Genomic DNA, 24,387 nt, shown 5'->3' with positions numbered 1-24,387 from the left:
CTTAACTTCCGATGCTCAGTTGAGTAAGAATACTTTTTAAGCTGAAATCTAAACTTTTTACACTTGAATCTGTAACTGGCAGTCTATTTTCATAATGATGAGACACAAATAGGAATAAACCAAGCTTATGCAGATCATCATCAGTATCCACTGTAATTCCGAGCATAGTGAAATGATTGACAGCTGCATTTAAAAGAAGAGTGAGGAGTTTATCATCCCCACTCCAATCTTCTTCTATAGATAGATATTGCTTCACCTCTTCCAACATAATAGCACCCCTTTTTATTCAGTAGGTTCAGTAGGCATTGGCGTAGGGTCAGGCGTAGCAGTTAAATCAATTTGACCGTACATATAAGCTTCCTTATCAGCAGGGATAACATCAAAAGACTCGATTAAACGCAATGCAACTTGGTTTTTATTGAATAGAGCATGATCCGACATGTCTAATTGCATTTGTTCACGTTCCACAAATGTGACTCCTTCTGTTGTTGCACCGTAAAAGATTGGCGCTTTCTTTTTCTCTGTTGGAAGTGTTGCGTTTGAGAAAACTTCAATGACTGTCCCATTAATCATCTTTTGAGTTTTGTTTGCTGGATTCGGTTCTAGGATAGGTCGTCCAAAACCGTCTTTTTCGTTATCCAAAAAGTCAAAACCATCTTGGTTTGTAATAATTTTCATACCGATTTGGAAAGTAGGATCAAGATCTTTATTGATAGAAGTTTTAAGATCAGAATAACCTTTGAGAACTTTTGGAGTCTTATCTTTCTTTAATTCAGCAAAGATTTTAGTGTTTTCAGTCTGGATAGCCTTTTTATTAAACCACTTTCCTAAATAGGGTACTAAACCTCCAGTTTCATTCTTTAAAAGTTTTCTAGAAACAGGGAGGAGAGCTCCGTAGTCTTTAACACTATAAGAAACATTTTTGAACTGAGGTTTATCGCTATCAGGAATTGTTTCACCGTCAGTAAAGTTCTCTAATTCAACAATTTCCCCATTGCTTTCATACACAAAAGAACCTTCAAGCGTAGTTGTAGGATAATTGTTTACTAGGTCTTTCGCAGATTTATATTCACGTCTAAGTTCAGTAATTTGAGTGTGAATATCTTTTGGCACTAAGTAATTCGCACTATCATCACCACCTGTGAGCAATGCATTCTCAGCGTCTGTAAGTGATTCACCTCTGATTACTTTGTTGAATGCTTCCATCTCATCAGCTTTGGTAGCTTTATCATTAAATTTATCTTCGAAGGCCAAATCTTCTTTGTCATCAGCAAGCAATGCAGACTGAATCTCAAATTCTTTGCGTAGATTTTCAATTTCATCACTTACTTCTTTAGCTTTATCCAAGTTTTTCTGTTCTAGCAAGCTTTTAGCTTCAGCCTTTTTGTTGTTGATTTGCTTCAGTAGTTCTCTTAGTTCTTTATTCAATATTTTTCCTCCTATATTTGAGCTTAAATAATCGATAGCTCAATTAACATTTGATTGATTTTATTTTGTTGGGATAGTTCTTTCTTTGTTTCTTTGGATTGGTTTTGAGGTTTTGTAAACTGTTGAGGTATTTTACTGTAGTTTTTGAAATAATCAGAGGTGCAAGCGACCATTTCATTTTCTTGGGATACTTCAACATTGAAGTATTTTGAAGCTTCAAATCCATTCAACCAAGTTTCATCATTGACCATTTGTTTAATAGTATTGATATCAACCCCCTCTTTTAAATTCTCTGCATACACGTTAAGAATTCCTTGCTCAATTTGTTCAAGGTCATCAGCAGTTTTCCTCATGTCATCAGAATTGCCTACAATGCCACTCCACGGTTTGTGGATCATTAGAAAGGCGTTTGAAGGGATCACTATTTTATCCCCTGCCATAGCAATAACAGAAGCTATTGAGCCAGCTAAACCATCTACATGAACTGTTTTAAATGCACTGTTCCGTTTCAGCATGTTATAAATTGCAAGACCTGCAAATACAGAGCCACCACCACTATTGACGTAAATATTTAGATTCTTCACACCTTCCACTTGCGTTAAAAAGTCTCTAACGTCTTCAGGACAAGTATCAGTATCTTCCCATTTGCCCCATTCAGAGCTAACAATGTCTCCATAAAAATAGACATCGGCTGATTGCTCAGATTGGTTTTTAATCTTTAAGAATTTATTCGCTATTTGAATCACCTCCTTTTAGAGCATTTGATTTACCTAGTTGATAGTTATCTGCAATATCGATAGAAACTGAATTTAAGCTAACTCTATGAGAATTACCTGACTCCCCAATTCCATTCATATCTTCTAGATTCAGTACATCGTTGATACTCAAAGCTCCAATGTCAGTCATGGTTTTATAATAATTCGATCGGGATTCATCATCACTTCTCAGTGAACTTCTAATATTGAACTTTACATAATGGTCAGAGTCGCTTTCAGTGAATAACTTAAAATTCAATTCCTCCTCAATGGCCACTAATTCAGGCTGTATCGTGTTAGAAACAAACTCCATTGACTGATGTTCAATGTTGTTAAACGAGCTCTTATCAAGTTCAGAAAGCATATGTAATGGAACGTTAAATATCCTAGCAATTTCAGCGATATTAAATTTCTGAGTTGCAATATACTCAGCATCAACTAGGTTCATCGACAATGGTTGATAATCAAACTTCCCATCTAAAACGGCAACTTTGTTAAAATTATCTAGACCAGAGTTAGCTTCCTCCCACGCCTGTCTAACTTTCTCTTTAGCCTCTCCTGAGAGTATTTCTTCGCTTTTCAAAATCCCTTTGGTAGTAGTTCCATTCTTATAGAAAGACCCCACATATTTCTGTGCCGCCTTCATAGTTCCAGCAGTTTCTCTTGCGATAGTTACTGGAGACTTACCAACTATTCCATCGATTGATAAATAAGGAACGTGCAAGATTTCTTCTGAGTGAAATATTTTAATATCCCCACTCTTACCTTGATATAAATACCATATATCCTCATTAGCATCTTCAACGATTCTTACCCTACTAGGCTCAAGTATTTTCAACTCTTTCGGATATCCATTTTTTCCAGATACAATTCTCACATAAGCATTCCCCCATAAATTCCTGTGGACTGTTATTGTGTGCTTAAAGACATATGGTGTTTGTAGTGAGTTTGGTCTCTTTTCCAAAAGCTTAACAACAGGATGATCTATAGCTCTTTGTCTTCCATTCTCAGTTTTTTTGAATACTTGTAACGGCAACTTCGCTGTGTGTCGAGCCTTAATATCAACAGCAGCAAAGATAGCACCTATGTTAAGTGAATTTTCTGGTGTAATGACTTCACCACTACTTGAAATACTTAAAGAAGAGAACGCTCCTAACCCATTCCAATTTGTTGCGCTGTTTTTAAAAATCTTATCTAAGATTATGATCTTTCACCTCCTTTCCACAGCAGAACACCCCAAGAAATAAGAATCCCACCTAGTAAATAATTACCGAAATTAAGGCTGATTCCATAAGATGTTAGAATAATTAGGAGTAATCCTGATAACAGAAAAAAGTCGCCCCATGTTAGTTTCACGACTCCTTTAAAACTGTTGAATTTATTCATGATGTTGCCTAAAATAGTTTTCAAAATACACCTCCTAAAAACTAAAATCATCTTTCAGTACGTGTTTATCTAAGCTGTTGCTATATTCATGCAGCATAGCTCCTGTGTGTGCATTCATAAGAGCAGCGACACTATCTATTTTTTCTTTTGATCTCTTCTTTGAAAGCTTGTATGCATATTCATCGCCTTCGGTTACAGCATTGGACATGGAGTATGTTAGTAAAGGGTTATTATCGTGAATCACTTTATTTTGGAAAACGAGGTGTTTGAAGTTTTTGGTTGCTGGAGACAGAGATTGTAGCCTTTGAGGAGTTTCGACTACAACAAAACCCGATTCTTCTAATAAAATTTTCAATTGACTTGCATCCCAAGAATCATAGTGGATTTGTTTTATTTTCCATTCTTCTTTTTCAGCTTTATCGATTAACCATTTCGCTATGTCTCGATAATCATTGACTGATCCTGGAGTTCTAGTAATCCAACCCTCCTGCTCCCATAAATCGTAAGGGGCTTTTTCATTATTTATTTTATTTTGCATCATTTCATCTGGAACGAAAGAATGACTTTGAATCGCAATCCGACCATCATCGAGAGGATGAATTGTAGACACTGAACAGTTATCGTCAGTTTTCGCTAAATCAATCCCAACATAACACTCGGAACCTCTTAAATTAGGAAATCTATCGCTGTCTAATCCTGACTCTTTCCATTTTTCAATTGGCATGTAAGAGCTGTCATGTTTTGAATCTAACCACATATTCATAGACTTTATTAAGTAGTCTTTTAAATCATCGCCTTGCTTTTCTTTTGCCTCTTTAGAAAAATCGATTAACTTTTCAAGTGAATCCTTGTCTTCTGCCGCTAAAGGATTTGCTTTAATAAAGTTTTTAACATCAAACAGATCATCATTTTTATCTAATTGTGCAATATATACGAAATACTTTTCATTTTTTACTGCACCTTTTAAAATTTTTTCACAGTAATCTTGTTCGACTTTACAAGCAGAAGTTGGATCATCCCCAGCTGTACTTATAATTGATATTAAACTTTGTTTTTGTGTCACAGTTCCCTTTTCAAGAAGCTTAACCATCTGATTGTCTTTGTGCGCATGGTACTCATCGATGATACCGCAGTGAGGATTAAACCCATCTATTGTGCCTGTGTCTTTACCAAGAGCGACAATAGTCCCTCCGTTAATTTTACATACTATCTCACTAGCATGTTCTCGTATTTTGAACATTTTTAACAAATCTTTATCTTCTTTTATGAACTTTGCAGTCTCTCCCCAACATATCCTCGCCTGACTTCTTATAGTTGCAGTCATATATGTTTGAGCTCCAGTATAGTTATCAAAGCCAGTCATATATAGGCCTATGCCGCTATTCAAAAGTGATTTAGAATTTTTCCTAGCAAGTAAGTTGAAACTCTTGTTAAACCTTCTGTAGCCACTTTCCATATGTATCCAACCGAATACAGATCCTAAAATAAAACACTGAAACAACTTTAGCTTGATCAGTTTTCCTTTTGTGTCTGATTCTCCACTGGTGAATTTAAGCTTCTCGAAGAACTTAAGCACTCTATTGGCTTTATCCTCGTCAAAAACATAAGGAAAATCCTCAGTTCCTTGCCTTTCTAAGTCATCCATATGCCTTTTACAAGATAGTTTAACGAGCTCTCCAGCTACAATTTCACCACTTAAAACTTTTGTAGCGTATTCAGTCACTCTATTCATTTTACATAAACTCACTGAATTTATTTTCTTCTATTTTTGTTTCAGGAACTACCAATTTCAAACGAGAATTTATGGTCAACCCTAGCTCTGTAGACTGTTTTCTAATTAATTCGGCATATTTGGTCTGGACTTGCACATGAGGGCTGACAACTGTATTTGTGTTTCCTGTAGCATTCGTATGTTCTACAGTCGTTCCATGCTCCTGAATTGCTTTAGAGGCTTTAAGGTAATTGGAGTAAGCATCACAATACACAGCCAGTGCCACAGTGTCTAAATTTGTAACTAATTCTAACTCAACTAAATCTTTTATGACTCTTTTCCATTCCTTTTTTGCATCTTTATCGAGCCAATTTGGACATTTAATTTTGTCATTTTTGGGTTTTAGCTTACTCTCGATTTCTTCTCTTTCAGCAATCTCTGCCTTAGTTAAATGCGTTTTACCTTCTGCTTTTATTACAGAAATCGGCTTGCTTGATCTACCTGCCAATTTACCACCTCCTTACAAATTCAAAAGGGAAGGTTTAAAAAAGGAAATTCACCGTAGGTTGGGGGGAGTGGGGTCTACAGAATGTTCTTTTATAGAGATTTAGGTACGGGGGGTGTATTTAATCTTGAGTTCATCTTTTCAAGAAAGCAATCTACTGAATATCTTCCATCGATTCTAATAAGGAAGTGTTTGTCTAGTGTTCGTAAAGCGAGTGCAGTTCCTTCCATCTCTCTAAGATATATCTCTCTTTCTCTCTCTAAGTTTTCCATGTGACCTAAGATTGTTCTCAATTTAGCTGCAAGATTATCTGAAGCTTCCTCGATGAATGCGTTATACGTATCTCTATCTTGCAACTCTAAGTCTGGATATATTGCCTTAGCTTGTTGGTATGTAAGACTTCTTTGAACTATATCACCCCTCTTCTTCTCGCTATCTACCCACACATCTACAATTTTCCCAGTACCTTCTTCATGTAATTCTAAACTATACGCCATACTTCAATTCATCCTCCATAACTTCTCTTTTATTTTCAAACACTTCAGTATGAATAGCCATGCAAATATTTCATATCGAACAACAATACGATTCAATAGACCAGCTACTCTTTTCCTCAAGCTAAGCATTACCCACAACCTCTAAGTGAGTATACTTTTTCTTAGCTGATTCATATGTATACCCATCCCATTGATCTTCCCTCTCTTCACCAGAAACACACACATCAACAATACGCCGTTCTTTTTCACTCCATAATTTTATTGTCTTACAACCCTTTCCCATACCTTAGCTCATCCTCTCTGGTCTTTTTATTGTGGCATTCATGACATAGCATCTGTAGGTTGTCATAGTCTAATCGCTTACTCCAGTCAACCATAATAGGTACGATATGATCACATACATCAGCCACTTTTAGTTTCTTATTCTCTAAACAGAATTCACACAGATTGTTTTTATCTCGCTTCCTTCTATCACGAACACTCTTCCATTTTGTAGAGTTGTAGAACTGTTTTGATTTCTTATTTCTTTTATGTTGATCATAGAATCTTCTATTGACTACAGACTCATCTATTGTTTCTTTGTGTTCTGCACAATACTTATCTCTCGTAAGGTTAGGACACATTACCTTTGCACATTGTTTAACTGTCCTACACATACCTATTCCTCAAACTTTAATCTCAACTCATGAATGCGTAACATGTTTGCATCCTCAAGAGCTTTAATCTTTTTCTGGTAATGTTTGATCTCCATAACATTCTTTCTAACAAACTTATCATTGTAGAAATATCTATACTCCTCTAGACAATGATCACACTTGAAGTAACTTACGTTAGTTTCGTTGTCGAGTTTCCTTTCCTTTACCGAACTGATGACAAAGTGTTTTCCACACTTGTCACACATGATTCCCTTTTCGCTACTCATTTTCTTCCCTCCAATAAAAAAAGCATCCAACAGGACGCTTTAGTTTGTCTCAATTTCTATACCAGTTATCATCTTGCTACCATCTTGAGCTTTGTCAACATACCCGTAAACAACTATATCATCACCTGGTTTGTATGTATCTGTAGTTAGATTAAATACAGTAAACGTTCCTGTTTCATTTGAAAGCATTAGATAATCAAGCGGACTTCCATCTTTAGCTACAGTTACAATATCCCCTGACACCTTAACTTGATCATCAAAGGATGATTCTTTTAATTGGTCTGCAGATATCTCTTGAGCGTTTTCAACCACGTTACTTTTATTTTCTTCAACGGACGCTTTTTCATCTATGTCTGCTTCGAATGAACCTTCTTCAGATGATACTGTGGTTTCTTCTTTAACATTCTCTTTGCTTGAATCACTTTGTTCTTTTGTACCCGAACAAGCAGCAAGCATCATAAGTATTAGAATAGCTATAAACACTTTCATATAATCCCCTCCCAAGAAGATTATACCATTATTCAACTAATTCAATTAAGCTTACTGAATCTCTTGAAGTCTTTCCTTTATCATGTTTGATCGTTTCTTTAAAAAATGCTCCAAAATTATTTGTATGTAACCTTTGAATCTCAAGATTGAACGGATTTTCATCTCCTTCATCAGTATCCCATTCAAAGTGAATTTTCACTCTGTTTGTAATTTCTTCTCCTTTATAAAACACTACTGGTATTCCATCTTCTTCATGCAATTTGATTTCAATTAACGCTGGATTTTCAATCATTGCTCGTCTCCTCTATATAACATCTTCCGTACGTTTGAAGCAGTCTCATTATAAGTCTTGCCCAATAGTTCCTTGCTGAATTTAATAACTCCTTCTGGAACTTCCTCATCTGCATAGTAATCAATTTCATAACCACTAATCACTGTTCCGTAAGTTCCATCACCACGATAAAGTGTATCAACTATTGGTCTAACGTTCCCAAATACAATCTCTCCATTATTATGATTGTGTTTTTTATGTAGGTTTTCAAAATAAGCATCAGTCTTCTTTGATTCACTCATAAACAAATTATCCTCAAATTCCGCAATCATTTCATCCAATCTTTCTCCAAATTTTTGCTGTGCATCTATAAATTTATCTAATTGATCCATATGTTCTCCTCCAATTTAAAAAGAGAGAGTGTCTATGATGCTCTCTCCGTTATGTTCATGTGTTTATATAGGGTTATGTATCTGAAGTTGTTATCGAAGTGTTATCCTAATTCAGAAGGCGTTCTGTAGAGTTATAATGGTATTGTGGATTGTTTACTCATCTTCTTTTGTTGCAAAAACTTTATCTCCAATAAGAATGGATTTACTTGCATGAAACCACGTTGAGCCCATACATTTTCCACATTCCATGTTTTCGTCTTTGAAATAGAGATCACACTTTGTACAATATATACCTGAGTCTAATAGCTTCTTCCTCATCCTACAAGCATCTCTTTCTTCAGTTTCTTGATGAAATAAACTTGCCCTTTACCTGTAATACGTGGAGTGAAACTGATTCTTTCAAACGTACCAGGTAAGTATCCAGCACTCTCTGCAAACGCAATACTCTCTCTTGCATCAATCACACCTAGATCCAAACTCTTTTGAGAAGGTCTATTCCAATCCTGAGTTAATAGGTATCCTTCCCGTCTAAGCCAAGCTGCGAACTTATTTCTTCCCAAAGGAATACCAGCGTTCTTCAACTGAGTCGCAAATTCCCCTAGACTTATAGTTGCTGAAGAACTTTCTATTGATACAGCAAACTCAACCTTAGGAACCTGTTCTTCTAATAAACGTTCGTTATATTTGTTCTTTTCTTGCTCACTCTTCAATTGAGTGGCCAGTCTAATAATGAAGTCAGGGTTAGTTAATGTTTCTTCTACAGCTTGCGGAGTTAAATAACCGCCATGTTTATGAATAGCAGGAATAACTTCATGAGTAATCCAACGTTTAAATTGTTTCGCTTCTTTCTTTCTGCTACTCAGAACCAAAGAATACAAACCATACTCGCTTATAATATTCGTTTCACCAGATAAGCCGCCTAAGTTGAACTTAGTCACCTCATCATAATCTAATCGACCAATCGCTACAGTCGGGTTACTCAATTCTAAAATCTCACATACATCTTTCGCTACAAACCATACCTCTTCATTCTTTACCACTGTTCTTACTTGTTGATCTTCATAATTAAAAATTTGTTCCATTGAAATACCTCCGATTATTTGATTTGTGCAAGCAGAAAAAGCCCTTCGACCATTTAAGGCGGGCTTCATCTCTTACATCAACTCATCTAAGCTATTGGAGGCTAAATTGTTTGCCAAGCGTATATTCTTAAGAACATACGGTACGATAGAGCGTCTCACCTCTATCCCATTCCCTGTTACTCTTTTTAATTCATTAACAGTTTAAAAAAATAATGATATAACCGTCATAGGGGAGATATACTAACCTTTTTAATTTGGATATTTGCTTTTTACCTCCCTTATGACGATTATCTCAAAAAGTGGTCTAAACCCTTGTGGCTGTAAGGTTGAAGCCACTTTTCACTAGGCTTATTTTTGCACAAAAACGCTGTAACCCTTGTGGCTCTAGGGCTCAAGGTACTTCCTAAACCGTCATTTTTATCCTGGATGAATATAATTTCTGTCTTTTTCTATGTTTTTCTTTTTCAATTGTGACTGAACACTTTGAACAAAAACTAGAGTTGTTAGAGGTAGGCTTATAGATTTGTCCGCACTTTACGCAACCTTTGAAAGTTTTTAAATTCCTTTTTAGATTATTGAGTATGGTCTCACCAAAACATTCCCACAACGTTGCTTTATATCTGCTTTTCTTTTTGTACAGATGTTTCATTAGATAACTGTTCCACAATACATTCACCTTGATTTTATTTTGTCGGTCTTTTTGTTTTAAAGACAGTTTTATCTTCAAGACATTATCAAATCTATAACATGGGGGATGCTTTAGATAGATAATGTTCCACTACGTTCCAAATTATCTATCGTGCAGCCAACCATCCCCCATACCCCCTTCAGACTGTGATTGGGATTTTGTTTTTCCTTCTAAAAAATAATCTCAATTATGCTGATTCACTATATTTAGAATAATACTAGAAAAATTCGACCAACAAAGGTAAGTATAGTTATTTGGATAAGGACGTTTACTGGTCGAATTTTATCAACTGAAAATTAGAGCTATTTCCTCATTGGTCTTCTCATCAAGCGTGCTAACGTCTATTTCTTTTAACTCTTCTGAAATAGATTCAGCATCATGTTTAATTAAAATATCTATCAATTTATTAATATCATCTATGTATTTTGACTGATTCCTATATACGTTTTGAGATGAATCAGTATGACGTTTTTTTGCGTTTTGTAGTAATCTAGCACACGCTTTAATATTAATCTCTTGAATATACTTAATGCGAGTTGCCTCTTTCAAAAGCAATTCCAACATACTAATACATTCATCTTCTAGGTGCTTACTGTTGAGAATAATTTCGTATACTTGAAAATAGGAACTGATGTTATTATACAAATATAACTCTTTATTAACTTTTGATTCGAAATCTCTCCACACCTTTTTCCCTTTTGCTCTAATTTGCGAGAGCTTAGTGCACCCAAATTCTTGCAATATTTTCTTTTGACTAACCAGAATTGCGTCTGTTTCTTTTGCTGTTGCTACTCTAGAACTTTGACCATTTTCGTTCACTTTATAAACAGTTGTGAAATGTATAATGCTTCTATCCGAAAGGCTATCTAAAGCAGCTTTGATAGTCTTTTTGAAGCTGCCTTGACATGTATTATAAAAATCTTGTACTACCTCACTGTCGGAGCCAATTAATAAAGCAATTTCGCTTTTTTTATGCATAGTACTAAAATAATTTTTATTAACAAAGCCAAGAGAACTAATTAATTTGCTTTTTGTAATATGAAGAAGTTTATTTCTTCTATATTCCTGTGCTAGCATATCTAACAAAAGCCATTCTATTAATTGAATGTACACGGCATTTTTAGTGTTTTTTTCTTTCGGCAAAGGTATTGTATAACGTGATTTAATAACAATTGTATGCCCTTGCTTTTCATATTCACAGTATCGGGCTAACTCTTTTAATTGAGACTTTTTGCTATTCGTAGAATTTTTATAAACCAAACCCGTTTTTGCACAAAAATCTTTATGATTTTTAAAAATTGCTCCTGGTTCAAGAACTTCAATTTTTATAACAATCTCTCCCCTTATTCGATGATAGACTTTTTAGTTTTTTCAAATTTGAATCAAGATGCTTAAGCACATGTATTTGATCATTAAAAAAATTGATTTCCTTTGGTGAAATCTTTTTTAGAACTTTATATTGATATGAATCCAATTCAGCAGAGTCACCAATGTCATCTTTAATAATTACATGCTTGACGTTCTTAACCTTTATAACTTTATAAACACTATCAAATCTAAGATTATTTAGAACTCGAAATCTATTGCTGAAACATGTATCCATATGTTTTTCTCTATTATCAACTGGAAGTATCCAATCACCCTCTAACGGCCATCTGTCTATAGCTCTAAAATATTGTTTTTCACCATTATCTTGAACAACTTCAACAATCTCCATTGAAGAGAACCTACTTTCTTTAAATTTGGTAATTACAGTATAACATTTCCATATCAATTAATGTCTCAATGTAATCATTATCTAAAATCCTTCGATGATGCACCTTCACCTTGATCAGATAACATACGAAGACACTTATCATATTGCCTATTTATGTATTTTGAAGCTTCCCAGATACGTTTCTTTTTTTCTGATTCAACAACAGATGATTTTTCATTATCGTTTGGTTTCATTGAATCCTCCCTCACCCATATTTTATCAACTTCGTCCAAAATCACTAATGAGATCAAATTTGATCAAAAAGGCAGGGATCCAACTCCCTACCCTTCCAATATGTATCGATTTATGCTCCACGCCCCATTCCTGCAGTATGATAATCAGCTGCAGTTTGAAACGATTGCTGACCACCTACAAAAGATACGGCTAGTGTTGCTGCAATAACAATACCAAATAATACTTTCTTCATATAATCACCTCCCTTCAAGTTATTTTGCTATTAAATAGCTAATAACTCTAAAATTCTCTCGCTCTCCCCTTGGCGTTCTAATTCACGTAAAGGAAGTTTTATGCAGTATTTATCTCCTGCCTTTTTAAAATGTTCAATTGAGTCATAGAGATAAGCCTTTTCATTGAACGCTAGTGCTTTGAGATAAAAATGATAACCTAGATACGAATCATGTTGATCCATTCCCTCTAGTTCTAAAAGTATTTGCTGTGCTCTAATCATTTCTCCTTTATTGATTAAGCTAAAAGCCTCTTCTTGGATATCTAATATGTTGTCAGCATTTTTAATGACCCAGGGATTATCTTTTCCCCAAACATTCTCTACAAAGCAAAGGCTGCTGATAATGTCATCATAAAAAATATCTCCTATGTTGCTTCTTTCTAACCCCTTAAGTAAGTTTTCCTTCGCTATGTCATAATCTTCGAAGATGTAGGTATTACCAATGTTCAAATATGCGTAAACAACAAATCTCCTAATCTTTGTTTCTGCAAGTGCATAACCAGCATACATACGACACTTCTTTGTGTTGTTTCTATTGAGGGCGTTGTTAGCTAACAAAATTAACATACGACACCTATAAGAGTCTCTGAAGTAGGTGTCTGTTTCAAGTACATCCAAGTCTATTTCACCAATAATCTCATCCAAAAGATCAAAACGTCCAAGATTTAAGTACCTGTAAAGAAGCATCAACCTGGAGAAGACTTTCATTTCCATTGAGATAATGTCTAACTTCGCTGTCTTCTTAATTGCATTAACTGTGCTTAACTCTCCATTTGTTAATTCTCTATGTACAGAATAGATTTGAGCACATTCTTTATTAATACAATTAGATGATTTCGACAGGAGCGTTATAAGGGCATCTGTAAGCCTGTGATACTGATTCACGTCCGCATACTCTAATATATCTCTTGCCCAATTTGCATCAATGTCCAGCCTTTCAGATACCTTCTTGATCGTACTGGGTGCTTCCTTTTGCCAACTTTCTTCTATTAATTTTATGATTGAATCAAAACCCTCAGAAACAACTGTTTTCATAGTAAACCCCCGAATTTATTTAATAAGAATAGTCTGGATCAAACATTTTTATTTCGGTGTCGATTTCTTGTTGAGCTAAAAAACTAAGTTCTGGTGTGTTTCTATAATTATTAAGAAATTGAACATAAGCATCAGGATTATTAAAAACAAACTCAGATCTCATAATAAGATTTGCTTGCTCTTGTCTGTCACTCACATTCGATTGAAAGGTTTCTGGATGTTCAAGTAAAGCTGACATTCGTTTACCTCCTTTTAATGTATAAGGGGGAAGCACCCCCCTCTCTTATACAGCTTCTCTATTTGCTAATAGATCAGCTATGAAGTCTGCGCCCTTTGGTGTAACAAGTGTGATTGTTTTAATTCCGATATTGGTTTCCTGTGTTTTCACCTGAAAGAATCCTCGGTCTACATATTTCTGATAAGGAACGTTTTTGTTTGTCCCACTCATTAAAATATTGTTTTCTCTTAAATATTTGAAAAGGTTATTCTGCCCCATTCCTTTGATACAGAGCACTTTAGCTAGTTGTCCAATTTTCATTAACCCGTCTGCATCTAAAAATTGGTTGTATTTCTCTACTTTAGGCTCTGCCAATGACAACTGCGCTTGTAGTTCACGCTTCGCCTTTCTTTCAGTGAAGTAAGCAATGGCTCGCTCTTCTTCATCCAGCCCAAGATAAGTGTCAATTAATGAAGGTCTAGCTTTTAACGCCTTCTCCATTTCTTCAAATCTAGAAACATATTGAGCTGTGAAAGATATCCCTTTATCTCCCGTCATCTTATTGGCTACCAGATCGCAACCTTTTTTTGTGAGTAGATAATGTTTGTAAAGTTTTCCCGTCCCTGCTTGGTATGTGCTTTCTATAAAGAAATCATCAGAACGCAATTTTGCGTTTTGATCTATTACAACTAAGTAAGACTCAATACTCCTTACCAAATCCGCATGTCTTTTCTCAACCATCTCTGCCACTTCACGACTATCCACCATAAGCTGTCCATCCTGTTCAATTACTTTTAATTTGTTTTCCAATATACTCCCTCCAGTTTAGATTTTTTGCTCTCAACTATATTGTAGGCAAAAGTAAACATTTCAATAACAATTGGCGTTCGTAAGACATGCTCGTAAGACAGTTATGTAAAAAAGTTTATTTAATTTTCAAGGAACGTATATGACTCTATTAATCTAGGTTGAGTTGGAGTAGTGCCAGTTTATTTTTCCGTTAGATATGTAAAGACTTTTCATTTGAATCACTCCAATTATGTAAAAGGTATTGCTTATGTATGTATTCGTTTATTCTGATACTCCGTTAAACCAGTTGAAAAATGCTTTTGCTGGAATACGGTATACTGTGCCAATTTTATGCGCTGGGAATAATCCTTTTTTCACAAGATCGTAAGCCTGTCTCTTGCCAATGCCCATAAAATTCTGGATGTCTTTCACTTCAAGTACCGGTTTCTCAAGAATTGCCGTCAACAAATTTCCTCCTTTTCTTTTGAACTCCCCTCATATCCTCTGGGTGTAATCTTATAATAATATTAAAATTAATTAAAGTCAACTTGAAATCAAATTTAAATTAAATTTATTTTATAGTTAAATTGAATAACGTTAATTTAAGTGCTATAATTGATTTGCTTTAAAGGAGGGATTTTGAATGGCCGAAAAACTTTTAATGAAAATTGGGAGTACGATAAAACTAGCCCGAGAACAAAAACAACTCAGAGCTGTAGATATCGCAGATGAAATTGATATTTCAACAGCAACTATCAGTAATATAGAAAACGGAAAAATCGGTAGAAGAGTCAATGCAATTAGAAATTTGTTTAAATTGTTAGAATATCTCGATATCGATCCTGAAGAAAACTCAGATATACAGAAGTTTTTGAACACTGTTCACCCTACAATAATGTTTCAGCTGTCTCACAAAGATAGTGATAATGAATCTTCTCGCAATAAAAAAGAAAGCAAGAAGCCACAAGAAGTTGAAGCGCAATTAGTTTTTAATGTAACTTCACCAATCGTTGGCACAATGACTAGATTTAATATTAGAGTTGCTTCATTTATTGGATATAACCCAGGTGAGGAAACTGAGTCTGACAGAAACATGTATCAACTAGAACATAAGGCCATTGAAAAAGTATTTAACGAATTTTTTGAAGAAGAGACTTTGTTTGAACTTGAAAGACTGGTTAACGAGCAGATTGAAGAAGATTTTAAAAAATCCTTGGAACGAGGAAGAAGGCTAGAGAAAAAAGGTTGGGAGACGAATACGAAAGGAAGATAATATGGCCTCTATTCATTCATATGAAAAGCAAGGAAAAGAGCATTACTATGTCATGTACGACATTTATGTGAATGGCAAACGCAAACAGAAAAAGAAAAAAGGCTTCAAGAAAATGAAAGAGGCTAAAGCATTTAAATCTAAAGTAGAGAATGAAATCAACGAAGGCACTTACATTGATCCAGCAAAGATATCTTTTTCTGAGCTTGCTGAAAAGTGGTTCACTAAGAAAAAAATAGGTTTAGCTAAGCAAACAATTGAAAATTACAGAATTAACTTAGATCAATATGTGCTACCTTTCTTGGGTGATGCAGCAATATCCAGGATTACCACAGAGGATATTGACAATTTTATAGCTGACATGCTTACAAGAAAAACAAAAAAAGGGAAAATAAAAAAAGGATATGCACCCGAAACTATAGATAAAGCTTTTGATGTTATTAGCGCATGTTTTAATTATGCGATTGATCATGAATTAATTAAAAAGAACCCCTGTGACAAAGCAACTCTCCCGAAGATGAAAAAACAAGAGACAAGTGTTTGGACTGAAGAAGAGGCCAAAACTTTCCTGGATGGTGTTAAAGATCATAGGCTATACTGTCTTTTTTATATAGCCTTACACACTGGTATGAGGCAAGGAGAGCTTTTAGGATTGCGTTGGAAGGACATCGACTTTAAACACAAACGCTTATCAATTAAACAAGTGATGTCGCATGATGCTAGAGAGATGTATCTTGGGGCTAAAACCGAAGCGGGTAATAGAAGTATCGATTTAGGCAATAAAGCCCTTGAAGTATTAAAAGAGCATAGAGCTAAGTTAGAAAAAGAAAAAGAAAAATATGCTGATATATATAAAGATCAGGATTTGGTCTTTTGTACACCGCGCGGAACACCATTAAATCCATCTAACATCCGAAACAGAATAATGAACCCTGCAATAGAAGAAACAGGCGTTACCAAAATACGGTTTCATGATCTGAGACACACTTGTGCAACGATCTTATTATTGAATGGCGCACCTGTAAAAGCAGTGAGTGAAAGACTAGGACATAAAAGTATAAAAGTAACACTTCAAACATATGCTCATGTACTACCTTCAACAAGCCAACAAATAGCTGATCAAATGGACGGCATTTTAAATTGACCACACTATATTTCAGTGTGGTTTTTATTATGCAATGTTACCTTTTTGTTACCTTCTTGGTTTTAAAAACACAAAAGCCACTCTCGATTATCTCAAGAATGGCTCTGTATCAACGTCTTTTCATATGATTCCGACTGGGCTCGAACCAGCGACCTCTACCCTGTCAAGGTAGCGCTCTCCCAGCTGAGCTACGGAATCGGGTTATGTATCAGTTCTGGGCTTTCTGTTACTGACAGTCTCTATTATATAATCATCATAATCCGTCGTCAATGGTTTTGTTGAAAAAAGGTCAAAAAGCCGGCGGCTGTGCCGGCTTTTTCTCTTCTTTATGATTGGTTTACAAGAACGGGCTTTAGTTGATCGAGTGCTTGTTTGAAGTCGCGTTTGAGGTCTTCTCCGTTTTCTACTCCTACACTTAATCGAAGCAGGCCGTCCGTAATCCCTCTTTTTTCTCTTTCTTCTTTTGGCATAGCAGCATGTGACATTTTGGCTGGGTATGACAGAATGGATTCGACGGCGCCAAGGCTGACAGCGAATACAGGTAATGTGACAGCATCCACTAATTCTTTGACCGCTGCTTGGTTTTCTAATTCAAATGAGAGAACTGCTCCAGCTCCGCTCGCTTGCTTTCGCTGAATGTCTGCCCCTGGATGGTCATCTAAGCCTGGATAGTATACTTTTTTCACCGCAGGATGTTCTTTGAGAAATGAAGCGAGTTCTAATGCCGTTTGGCTTGCTTTTTCTAATCTGACTTGAAGGGTTTTTAACCCTCTTAATACGAGCCAGCAATCCTGCACGCCAAGGACCGCACCGAAGGAGTTTTGCAGCGAATAAAGTTCCTCACCCAGTTTCTCGTCTTTCACTACAGCTAAGCCTGACAGTACATCACTGTGACCGCTTAAAAATTTCGTTGCGCTGTGCAGGACAACGTCAACACCAAGATCAAGCGGACGCTGAAGAGCGGGTGTTAAAAATGTATTATCTAAAAAAGTCAGACAGTCATGTTCTTTGGCAAGCTGGACGACGCCCCCAATATCCGTAATTCCTAGAGTCGGGTTTGACGGCGTTTCCATGTAAATGACTTTTGTATTCGATTGAATGCCTCTTTTGACTTCATACAAATCCGTCATGTCCACAAAGGTATGCTCAATGCCAAATCGCGAAAGAACTTGAGTAATCATTCTGAAAGTACCGCCATACACATCTCTTGTGACAAGGACGTGATCTCCTTTTGATAATAGAAGAAAAGCAGTTGAGATGGCTGCCATGCCTGATGCAAAAGCAAGCCCTCTTGTTCCTCCTTCTAGCGCCGCAATCGTATCCTCTAATGCTTGACGTGTAGGAGTTCTCGATCTTGAGTAGTCATATTGACCAAAATCATCGAAGCTGCTTTGATGAAAGGTGGATGCATGCTGAATCGGCACACTGACTGCACCTGTTGAACGGTCTGTTTTGAATGCATTATGAACGAGTTGGGTTTCGAATGTCCAATCATGTGTGGTCATTTGGCATGTACCTCCTCTTTTATTTGTGATAGTGCCTGCTTTAGGTCTGCCTTCAGGTCATCTACGTGCTCAATACCAACGGAGAAACGGAGCAGTTTGTTACACACACCGTTTTCAATGCGAATTTCCTCAGGGATATCCATGTGCGTTTGCGTCGCAGGATACGTAATGAAGCTTTCGATTCCGCCAAGACTTTCAGCAAAACAAATCGTTTTCAGCTGCTTTAAAAATGGATTGACCCAGTCCTCTTCAGCTACACGGAATGACAGCATTCCTCCTTTGCCCGGGTAAAGGACATCTTGAATTTCTGGCTGTTTCTTTAAAAACTCAGCTAGCTCCTTCGCATTTGCCTCGTGCTGGCGCATTCTAAGTGCCAGTGTTTTCACCCCTCTCATTAACAGCCATGAGTCAAATGGAGATAAAACGGCGCCAATTGCGTTTTGATGCTGGAACATGTCTTCAGAGAGCTTCTCTCCTTTTGTCACCACAAGCCCGGCAAGAACGTCATTGTGTCCACCTAAATATTTGGTTGCACTATGGATGACAATGTCCGCTCCAAGCGTAATCGGCTTTTGCAAAACGGGTGTGTAAAAGGTGTTATCGACAATGACCAAAGCGCCATGTTCTTTTGCAATCTTCGCTATTTTTTGAATATCCGCTTCCTGCATAAGTGGATTTGTCGGCGTTTCAATAAAGACTGCTTTTGTGTTTGGCGTGATTTTAGAGCGTAAACAGTCTTCATCTGAAAAATCATCGTAAAGAAAACGTAAGCCGTACTTTTTCCATTCGTTTTCAAACAAACGATATGTACCGCCATATAGGTCTGATGAGACGATGAGTTCATCACCGCTTTCAAATAGCGCCATGATCGTTTGGATCGCAGCCATTCCCGAACTGAAGGCAAATCCGGCCGTCCCTTCTTCGAGTGAAGCAATCGCATCCTCTACAAGCTGCCTTGTTGGGTTTTTCGTTCGAATGTAATCAAATCCGGTTGATTCCCCTATGCCTCTATGTCTGTATGCTGTTGAAAGATAAACGGGGGGACTGACCGTACCAGTTGCCTCTTCGCTACGGTTTCCAATTTGCGCTAATGTCGTTTCCACATGTTCTGTCATTTGACACCATCCTAAGTAAAAATCTGATTTCAAAACAGAAAACCCCTTCTTCATAAGAAGAAGGGGTTTTAATCGCTTCCTCTTATCTTCCAAGCAAAAAAGCTGCTTGCTGGATTTAGCACCTTGGTACATCACATGAAGTGATGCATACCGGTTGCTGAGGTTTCAAAGGGCCAGTCCCTCCACCTCTCACGATAAGAATGTGTTGTCTGTCTGTTCTAATTCTTAATACTGTAACGCATTAAATCTCATTTTTCAAGAGGAATCTGAACAATTAATTGAAATTTTCTGTATTTTATAACAGATTCGGTGTTAACTGAATTGATTGCATGTTAGCATATAGGAACAACGCTATTTTTCATGTTACAATGAATGGAAACGTTTCACTTTGTGATGAAATCGGTTAGCTGGAGGAATGGATTATGGTGAAGAAAACAGGCATTATTCAAGAAGAAACCTTACATTCAAAAGAACTTGGGGCGGATATGACCCTTTTGATCTATTTGCCAGTCAATTATTCCCCCCTTTATACATATCATGTCATCATTGCCCAAGATGGTCATGATTATTTCCGCTTAGGAAAAATAGGCAGACAGGCAGAAGAATTGATGCAAAACAAAGAAATGGAACGCTCCATTATCATTGGTGTCCCTTATGAAAATGTCACGGAAAGACGGAATACGTATCATCCAGATGGCACAAAATTTGAAGCATATAAACGCTTTTTAGCAAATGAACTTGTCCCTTATATTGATACGCACTACCCTACCTATCAAATTGGCTCAGGACGCACGTTTATTGGTGATTCGCTAGGTGCTACGATTTCCCTTATGACAGCGATTGATTATCCTTCTTTATTTGGCGGACTCATTTTGCAGTCTCCTTACGTTGATGATTCAGTCTTAGAAGCTGTTAAACAGTCGACAGCCCTTTCTCATTATGCGATTATCCATCAAATTGGACTGGAAGAAACGGCTGTGAAAACGACAGATGGCCAAGTGCTTGATTTTATTCAACCAAACGACGATTTAAAGGCACTTCTTGAACAGTCAGGTGCGGATTATTTATTTGAGACATTCGAAGGGGATCATAAATGGACGTTTTGGCAGCCACTCATTGCGCCTTCGTTAAAAAGAATGCTCCCATATTCGTTAATCAACTGAATTTTGTTATAATAAACAATAATAAATACTTTCTTAATCAGGAGGGAACACGATGAAATACGGAGTTGTTATATTTCCATCAAAAAAATTGCAAGATATTGCGAACTCTTACCGGAAGCGTTATGATCCGAACTATGCACTCATACCGCCTCATTTAACACTTAGAACACCTTTTGAATTAACGGATTTAGAAGCGGCTGAGGTCGTCTCAACGTTAAGAGAGTATGCAAAAAATGTTTCTCCTATTACGTTACGTATTAAAAAATTCAGTTCATTCGCTCCTGTAAACAACGTCATTTATATGAAAGTAGAACCGAACGAGGAAATCATGGCGCTCAATGAAAGATTGTACGCAGATCCACTTGCTGGCACACCTGAATATGCCTTTGTTCCGCATGTGACAGTGGCTCAAAAACTATCAGATGATGAGCATTCAGACGTACTTGGCACATTAAAGCTGAGAAAGATTGACCATGAAGAAACAGTGGATCGCTTCCACCTTTTATATCAATTAGAGAACGGATCTTGGACCGTCTATGAAACATTTATTTTAGGAGAAGAGGGTTAAAGACATTTGAAAACAGTCATCGCAACAGCACAAACACAACGAGAAGATGCATATTACGTTCGAAAAGAAGTATTCGTCAAAGAACAAGAAGTCCCAATAGAGATTGAAATAGATGAACTAGAAGACGAGGCCATTCATTTTGTCATTTATAACGATGAAATGAAGCCTCAAGCAGCAGCTAGATTACGGATCATTGAAGGGCCAAAGGCAAAGCTAGAACGAATTTGTGTGTTAAAAGAGGCGCGCGCTTTCGGCCTTGGCCACAAACTATTAGAAGCGCTGGAAACAGAAGCCATTGCGAATGGAGCGAAGGAAGCAGTTATGCACGCACAAGTCCAAGCTCTTCCTTTCTACGAAAAAAAAGGCTACAAAGCCGTATCTGAACCGTTTGAAGAAGCGGGGATCACACATATCAAAATGACAAAAACACTGTCTGTTTGACCAAAAGAAAAGCCAGAGCATTCAAGATGCCCTGGCTTTTCTTTCTTTATCATCGTTCGTCAACGGAAGAAAGCGCAATCATTTATATATACGTATTAATATGAACGCCTTTGCCTTCCTCCATAAACATATCTCGTACAAAGCGTTCCCGCTTTTTTTGCTGTACTTTCGTTTCCGCTTCTGTCACTAAGTCCTCTTTTTTCTCCAGCTCTCTGTATATCTTGTCATGAAAGGTGCGAGTAACCTTAGTTACTTTCGCGTAGTCTTCTTTATCCTGAGGAGCAGGACGATTGATATACTGAAAATACAGATCCGGCTGAATCGGGGCTATATATCCCATCAAGAACGCCTCCTTTGCTTCTCTTCTACTCTACTATTCCCTAATTATGACTGTTTGAAACACGTCTCATTTGATATGATTAGATGTGTTTCTTTTTAAGATTGATTAACTATTGGAGGACTAGCTTTGAAATGCGCACGACGACATGATCGAACGATCTCATTACATACGTATTCGAGAGAACATTATCAATTCCTCCATGACGAGGGAAAAAAAGGGCACTTATTCTGCCCATATTGCGGACAACCAGTCTTTTTCAGATTAAATATACATGAAGAACCTGCCTTTATTCATAAACATATGTCTCAGCACGAGCTGTGTGAACAAGCAGAAGAACAAGATAATCAGAAAAAACACGCAGAGCGAGAGGAAAATGCTTCTTATAAAGAACTTGGGGGCTTCCGTTTTCCAACAGGTAAACAAATCATCTCGCAAACGAATGAATCATATGACTGGCAGGAACCAAGGTCGATTCAATTTAGTGATGCGTTACATTTAGAAGAGAATGAACAAGCACATACCATCGATCTCTTTCCGCATATCACCTTTAGCACACCGCAGCTTCAAGCTGTCACACATAAAGACGGTCCAATGCTGGTGCTGGCTGGCGCTGGCAGCGGGAAAACAAGAGTCCTGACAGCAAGAGCGGCTTATCTCATGTCACATCATCATATTCCTGCTCACCATATCTTACTTGTGACTTTCACCACAAAAGCCAGCAGTGAAATGAAAGAAAGACTGCGCAAGCAATATCAGCTTCACCCATCACAAGCAAGCCAAGTGGTGACAGGCACCTTCCATAGTCTTTTTTATAAAATGCTGCTTCACGATGACGCAAACAAATGGAATGGCCAGCACCTGATTAAGTTTGATTGGCAGAAGGAACAGTACATTCGGAAAGCCATCATGAATGAAGGACTAGATGAAAAAGACTACCCTACCGATCAAGTCCTGCAATCGATCGGCTATTGGAAAAATGCTTTTTTACCAGGTGAGCTTCCTGATTTGAAGGATGAAAAGGAAAAGCACATGTGGACGATCTATCAATCCTATGAACATCAAAAACGAGATAATCAGCAATTTGACTTTGATGACATGTCCATTGCCTGCTTGCACATGCTGACTGAACAGCCTGAACTGCTGAAACGGTATCAAGAACGGTTCAAATATATATTGGTGGATGAATTTCAGGATATAAATCCAGTTCAATATCAATTGATTCAGCTGTTAGCTGGAGAATCTGAGCAGCTATTTTGTGTCGGTGATGATGATCAAGCCATTTATGCCTTTAGGGGCAGTAATCCTGCTTTCATTCTTGAATTCAAACGAGATTATCCTTCGGCTCAGATTGTCCATTTACATGCCAATTATCGGTCGCATCATACAATTGTCGCAAGTGCGGATGCCATTATTAAGAAAAATCAGCATCGTTATGAGAAAACGTTAAAAGCCGTCCGATCGGAGACAATCCCTCCTAAGCTCTTTTATCCATATGACGAGGAAGAGGAAGCGACCATGATCGTGGCAGATATTCAGGAGAAAATTAAAAACGGCGCAAAGCCGAATGATATCTGCGTACTCTTTCGCACCAATACGGGAGGCCGCGCGATTTATGAGCGTCTGCATCAATCCGCGATTCCGTATGAGACGGAGCCTGGTGTCAAAGCCTTCTACAGCAGACGAATTGTTCGGGTTCTTCTCGCCTTTCTCTCTTTAAGTCAGGATGCCGATGATGTGGCGGCTATGAAACAGCTGCTTCCGGTTTTCTTTTTAAAGCAGCAGACCTTAAACACAATGAAGGCACTAACCATCACGGAAGATTGTTCAATGGTCGACGCACTCGGAAAACTAACAGATATTCAGCCGTTTCAACGGAAAAAGCTGCAATCCATTGTTCCTCTGTTCCGCACGTTACGCAATTTAAAGCCGTCTGACGCTGTGGCGTTTATTGAACAAAAGATGGGACTTGGTGATTACTTGAAAAAACGAGTGAATGATACGAATGTACTTGAAAAGGGCGCGGATGATGTACGAGATGTAAAAACCGCCGCCAAACGCTTTGAAACGATTGAAGCCTTTCTCGCACATGCCGAACATATGAAATCTGCCGAAAAAGAAAAAACAGACGAACCAGGTGTTCAGCTCATGACGATTCACCGTGCAAAGGGACTGGAATTCCAAACGGTGTACATCACTTGCGTGGTCGACGGAGCACTGCCACATGATTTCTCACTCGATGAACTCAGAAACGGTGATGAAGAAGCCTTGGAAGAAGAGCGCCGTTTATTATATGTGGCTATGACAAGAGCTGAACAATCTCTTTATCTATCGGTTCCATCATTTAGACGAGGAAAAACTGCTCATCGCTCGCGCTTTTTGTATCCCCTTCTAAAGAAAAACCGAGAATTATTCACAGAAAAACAACAGGCCCCCCTTTAAGCGGAGAGCCTGT

29 protein-coding genes, 1 tRNA gene and 1 riboswitch are annotated in these 24,387 nt (G+C 37.3%); of the genes, 6 read left to right on the top strand and 24 right to left on the bottom strand.

Annotated features, from left to right (window positions below; all coding sequences use genetic code 11):
* Position 1: 1 nt before the first annotated feature.
* The 20 genes from MKY83_RS05970 to MKY83_RS05875 form a co-directional block, all read right to left on the bottom strand.
* Positions 2-268 (bottom strand): head-tail connector protein, encoded by a 267-nt coding sequence (locus MKY83_RS05970; protein WP_342488331.1) that lies wholly within the window; start codon positions 266-268, stop codon positions 2-4.
* Between the two features lie 14 nt (positions 269-282).
* Positions 283-1,428, bottom strand: coding sequence for a phage major capsid protein (locus MKY83_RS05965; RefSeq protein ID WP_342488330.1), 1,146 nt, complete (start codon positions 1,426-1,428; stop codon positions 283-285).
* Between the two features lie 23 nt (positions 1,429-1,451).
* Positions 1,452-2,165 carry a head maturation protease, ClpP-related gene (locus MKY83_RS05960; RefSeq protein WP_342488654.1) on the bottom strand — a complete coding sequence of 238 codons (714 nt, stop codon included), beginning with the start codon at positions 2,163-2,165 and terminating at the stop codon, positions 1,452-1,454.
* A complete protein-coding gene (locus MKY83_RS05955) occupies positions 2,155-3,294 on the bottom strand; it encodes a phage portal protein (RefSeq protein WP_342488653.1) in 1,140 nt (379 codons plus the stop codon). Before MKY83_RS05955 ends, MKY83_RS05960 begins: the two co-directional genes overlap by 11 nt.
* 309 nt (positions 3,295-3,603) lie before the next feature.
* Positions 3,604-5,301: a terminase TerL endonuclease subunit gene (locus MKY83_RS05950; RefSeq protein ID WP_342490545.1), complete on the bottom strand. Its 1,698-nt coding sequence runs from the start codon at positions 5,299-5,301 to the stop codon at positions 3,604-3,606.
* Position 5,302: 1 nt separating this feature from the next.
* Positions 5,303-5,788 (bottom strand): phage terminase small subunit P27 family, encoded by a 486-nt coding sequence (locus MKY83_RS05945; RefSeq protein WP_216927410.1) that lies wholly within the window; start codon positions 5,786-5,788, stop codon positions 5,303-5,305.
* Between the two features lie 89 nt (positions 5,789-5,877).
* Complete coding sequence (locus tag MKY83_RS05940; protein WP_342488328.1) at positions 5,878-6,282, bottom strand: hypothetical protein; 405 nt, start codon at positions 6,280-6,282, stop codon at positions 5,878-5,880.
* 266 nt (positions 6,283-6,548) lie between these two features.
* Positions 6,549-6,905, bottom strand: a complete 357-nt coding sequence (locus tag MKY83_RS05935) for an HNH endonuclease (RefSeq protein WP_342488652.1) — start codon at positions 6,903-6,905, stop codon at positions 6,549-6,551.
* Between the two features lie 338 nt (positions 6,906-7,243).
* On the bottom strand, positions 7,244-7,693 hold the full coding sequence (locus tag MKY83_RS05930) for a hypothetical protein (RefSeq protein ID WP_342488327.1): 450 nt from the start codon (positions 7,691-7,693) through the stop codon (positions 7,244-7,246).
* 28 nt (positions 7,694-7,721) lie between these two features.
* On the bottom strand, positions 7,722-7,985 hold the full coding sequence (locus MKY83_RS05925) for a hypothetical protein (protein WP_342488326.1): 264 nt from the start codon (positions 7,983-7,985) through the stop codon (positions 7,722-7,724).
* A complete protein-coding gene (locus tag MKY83_RS05920; protein WP_342488325.1) occupies positions 7,982-8,356 on the bottom strand; it encodes a hypothetical protein in 375 nt (124 codons plus the stop codon). Before MKY83_RS05920 ends, MKY83_RS05925 begins: the two co-directional genes overlap by 4 nt.
* A 314-nt stretch (positions 8,357-8,670) precedes the next feature.
* A complete protein-coding gene (locus tag MKY83_RS05915) occupies positions 8,671-9,438 on the bottom strand; it encodes a phage antirepressor (protein ID WP_342488324.1) in 768 nt (255 codons plus the stop codon).
* Between the two features lie 973 nt (positions 9,439-10,411).
* The gene (locus tag MKY83_RS05910; protein WP_342488323.1) at positions 10,412-11,386 is read right to left on the bottom strand and encodes a hypothetical protein; all 975 of its coding nucleotides are present in this window, start codon (positions 11,384-11,386) and stop codon (positions 10,412-10,414) included.
* 58 nt (positions 11,387-11,444) lie between these two features.
* On the bottom strand, positions 11,445-11,843 hold the full coding sequence (locus MKY83_RS05905) for a hypothetical protein (protein ID WP_342488322.1): 399 nt from the start codon (positions 11,841-11,843) through the stop codon (positions 11,445-11,447).
* A gap of 77 nt (positions 11,844-11,920) precedes the next feature.
* Positions 11,921-12,076 (bottom strand): hypothetical protein, encoded by a 156-nt coding sequence (locus MKY83_RS05900; RefSeq protein WP_342488320.1) that lies wholly within the window; start codon positions 12,074-12,076, stop codon positions 11,921-11,923.
* Between the two features lie 110 nt (positions 12,077-12,186).
* On the bottom strand, positions 12,187-12,309 hold the full coding sequence (locus MKY83_RS05895) for a lysogeny pheromone AimP family peptide (RefSeq protein ID WP_342488319.1): 123 nt from the start codon (positions 12,307-12,309) through the stop codon (positions 12,187-12,189).
* Positions 12,310-12,339: 30 nt separating this feature from the next.
* The gene (locus tag MKY83_RS05890) at positions 12,340-13,383 is read right to left on the bottom strand and encodes an AimR family lysis-lysogeny pheromone receptor (protein WP_342488318.1); all 1,044 of its coding nucleotides are present in this window, start codon (positions 13,381-13,383) and stop codon (positions 12,340-12,342) included.
* A 19-nt stretch (positions 13,384-13,402) separates the two neighbouring features.
* On the bottom strand, positions 13,403-13,621 hold the full coding sequence (locus MKY83_RS05885; RefSeq protein ID WP_342488317.1) for a hypothetical protein: 219 nt from the start codon (positions 13,619-13,621) through the stop codon (positions 13,403-13,405).
* Between the two features lie 45 nt (positions 13,622-13,666).
* The gene (locus tag MKY83_RS05880) at positions 13,667-14,410 is read right to left on the bottom strand and encodes a phage antirepressor KilAC domain-containing protein (protein WP_342488316.1); all 744 of its coding nucleotides are present in this window, start codon (positions 14,408-14,410) and stop codon (positions 13,667-13,669) included.
* A gap of 261 nt (positions 14,411-14,671) precedes the next feature.
* On the bottom strand, positions 14,672-14,854 hold the full coding sequence (locus tag MKY83_RS05875; protein ID WP_342488315.1) for a helix-turn-helix domain-containing protein: 183 nt from the start codon (positions 14,852-14,854) through the stop codon (positions 14,672-14,674).
* A gap of 178 nt (positions 14,855-15,032) precedes the next feature.
* Here MKY83_RS05875 and MKY83_RS05870 point away from each other — a divergent pair, with 178 nt between their 5' ends.
* Entirely contained in the window at positions 15,033-15,662 is a 630-nt protein-coding gene (locus MKY83_RS05870; RefSeq protein ID WP_342488314.1) for a helix-turn-helix transcriptional regulator, read from the top strand.
* A 1-nt stretch (position 15,663) separates the two neighbouring features.
* Positions 15,664-16,803: a tyrosine-type recombinase/integrase gene (locus MKY83_RS05865; RefSeq protein ID WP_342488313.1), complete on the top strand. Its 1,140-nt coding sequence runs from the start codon at positions 15,664-15,666 to the stop codon at positions 16,801-16,803.
* A 125-nt stretch (positions 16,804-16,928) separates the two neighbouring features.
* Here MKY83_RS05865 and MKY83_RS05860 read toward each other — a convergent pair.
* From MKY83_RS05860 to MKY83_RS05850, 3 genes are all read right to left on the bottom strand, one after another.
* A tRNA-Val gene (locus MKY83_RS05860) sits at positions 16,929-17,001 on the bottom strand.
* Between the two features lie 128 nt (positions 17,002-17,129).
* Complete coding sequence (gene metC, locus MKY83_RS05855; RefSeq protein WP_342488312.1) at positions 17,130-18,308, bottom strand: cystathionine beta-lyase; 1,179 nt, start codon at positions 18,306-18,308, stop codon at positions 17,130-17,132.
* Positions 18,305-19,423: a methionine biosynthesis PLP-dependent protein gene (locus tag MKY83_RS05850; RefSeq protein WP_342488311.1), complete on the bottom strand. Its 1,119-nt coding sequence runs from the start codon at positions 19,421-19,423 to the stop codon at positions 18,305-18,307. Before MKY83_RS05850 ends, metC begins: the two co-directional genes overlap by 4 nt.
* 79 nt (positions 19,424-19,502) lie before the next feature.
* A riboswitch (SAM riboswitch) is annotated at positions 19,503-19,624 on the bottom strand.
* Between the two features lie 221 nt (positions 19,625-19,845).
* Between MKY83_RS05850 and MKY83_RS05845 the strand changes: the two genes are divergently transcribed.
* Genes MKY83_RS05845 through MKY83_RS05835 form a run of 3 tightly spaced genes read left to right on the top strand, consistent with a single transcriptional unit; the run spans position 19,846 to position 21,595 of the window.
* Complete coding sequence (locus tag MKY83_RS05845) at positions 19,846-20,586, top strand: esterase family protein (protein WP_044140431.1); 741 nt, start codon at positions 19,846-19,848, stop codon at positions 20,584-20,586.
* Positions 20,587-20,638: 52 nt separating this feature from the next.
* On the top strand, positions 20,639-21,154 hold the full coding sequence (locus MKY83_RS05840; RefSeq protein ID WP_106030372.1) for a YjcG family protein: 516 nt from the start codon (positions 20,639-20,641) through the stop codon (positions 21,152-21,154).
* Positions 21,155-21,160: 6 nt separating this feature from the next.
* Positions 21,161-21,595, top strand: a complete 435-nt coding sequence (locus MKY83_RS05835; RefSeq protein ID WP_342488310.1) for a GNAT family N-acetyltransferase — start codon at positions 21,161-21,163, stop codon at positions 21,593-21,595.
* Between the two features lie 82 nt (positions 21,596-21,677).
* Here the strand turns inward: MKY83_RS05835 and MKY83_RS05830 are convergent, their stop codons facing one another.
* The gene (locus MKY83_RS05830; RefSeq protein WP_003210759.1) at positions 21,678-21,935 is read right to left on the bottom strand and encodes a hypothetical protein; all 258 of its coding nucleotides are present in this window, start codon (positions 21,933-21,935) and stop codon (positions 21,678-21,680) included.
* 126 nt (positions 21,936-22,061) lie between these two features.
* Here MKY83_RS05830 and MKY83_RS05825 point away from each other — a divergent pair, with 126 nt between their 5' ends.
* Complete coding sequence (locus MKY83_RS05825) at positions 22,062-24,374, top strand: ATP-dependent helicase (RefSeq protein WP_342488309.1); 2,313 nt, start codon at positions 22,062-22,064, stop codon at positions 24,372-24,374.
* Positions 24,375-24,387 lie beyond the last annotated feature (13 nt).

It is taken from the genome of Bacillus sp. FSL M8-0266 (assembly GCF_038613425.1).
In the GTDB taxonomy this organism is placed as follows: domain Bacteria; phylum Bacillota; class Bacilli; order Bacillales; family Bacillaceae; genus Bacillus; species Bacillus pumilus.
Note: the sequence above shows the minus strand (reverse complement) of the source record. Positions and strands in the feature narration are given on the sequence as shown.

Excerpts from the sequence above, each read along its gene's own strand:
- MKY83_RS05970 (WP_342488331.1), bottom strand. The coding sequence starts at position 268 with ATGTTGGAAGAGGTGAAGCAATATCTATCTATAGAAGAAGATTGGAGT.
- MKY83_RS05845 (WP_044140431.1), top strand. The coding sequence starts at position 19,846 with ATGGTGAAGAAAACAGGCATTATTCAAGAAGAAACCTTACATTCAAAA.
- metC (WP_342488312.1), bottom strand. The coding sequence starts at position 18,308 with ATGACCACACATGATTGGACATTCGAAACCCAACTCGTTCATAATGCA.
- MKY83_RS05950 (WP_342490545.1), bottom strand. The coding sequence starts at position 5,301 with ATGAATAGAGTGACTGAATACGCTACAAAAGTTTTAAGTGGTGAAATT.
- MKY83_RS05885 (WP_342488317.1), bottom strand. The coding sequence starts at position 13,621 with ATGTCAGCTTTACTTGAACATCCAGAAACCTTTCAATCGAATGTGAGT.
- MKY83_RS05915 (WP_342488324.1), bottom strand. The coding sequence starts at position 9,438 with ATGGAACAAATTTTTAATTATGAAGATCAACAAGTAAGAACAGTGGTA.
- MKY83_RS05905 (WP_342488322.1), bottom strand. The coding sequence starts at position 11,843 with ATGGAGATTGTTGAAGTTGTTCAAGATAATGGTGAAAAACAATATTTT.
- MKY83_RS05895 (WP_342488319.1), bottom strand. The coding sequence starts at position 12,309 with ATGAAGAAAGTATTATTTGGTATTGTTATTGCAGCAACACTAGCCGTA.
- MKY83_RS05925 (WP_342488326.1), bottom strand. The coding sequence starts at position 7,985 with ATGATTGAAAATCCAGCGTTAATTGAAATCAAATTGCATGAAGAAGAT.
- MKY83_RS05930 (WP_342488327.1), bottom strand. The coding sequence starts at position 7,693 with ATGAAAGTGTTTATAGCTATTCTAATACTTATGATGCTTGCTGCTTGT.
- MKY83_RS05890 (WP_342488318.1), bottom strand. The coding sequence starts at position 13,383 with ATGAAAACAGTTGTTTCTGAGGGTTTTGATTCAATCATAAAATTAATA.
- MKY83_RS05935 (WP_342488652.1), bottom strand. The coding sequence starts at position 6,905 with ATGTGTCCTAACCTTACGAGAGATAAGTATTGTGCAGAACACAAAGAA.
- MKY83_RS05920 (WP_342488325.1), bottom strand. The coding sequence starts at position 8,356 with ATGGATCAATTAGATAAATTTATAGATGCACAGCAAAAATTTGGAGAA.
- MKY83_RS05830 (WP_003210759.1), bottom strand. The coding sequence starts at position 21,935 with ATGGGATATATAGCCCCGATTCAGCCGGATCTGTATTTTCAGTATATC.
- MKY83_RS05940 (WP_342488328.1), bottom strand. The coding sequence starts at position 6,282 with ATGGCGTATAGTTTAGAATTACATGAAGAAGGTACTGGGAAAATTGTA.
- MKY83_RS05840 (WP_106030372.1), top strand. The coding sequence starts at position 20,639 with ATGAAATACGGAGTTGTTATATTTCCATCAAAAAAATTGCAAGATATT.
- MKY83_RS05870 (WP_342488314.1), top strand. The coding sequence starts at position 15,033 with ATGGCCGAAAAACTTTTAATGAAAATTGGGAGTACGATAAAACTAGCC.
- MKY83_RS05850 (WP_342488311.1), bottom strand. The coding sequence starts at position 19,423 with ATGACAGAACATGTGGAAACGACATTAGCGCAAATTGGAAACCGTAGC.
- MKY83_RS05900 (WP_342488320.1), bottom strand. The coding sequence starts at position 12,076 with ATGAAACCAAACGATAATGAAAAATCATCTGTTGTTGAATCAGAAAAA.
- MKY83_RS05865 (WP_342488313.1), top strand. The coding sequence starts at position 15,664 with ATGGCCTCTATTCATTCATATGAAAAGCAAGGAAAAGAGCATTACTAT.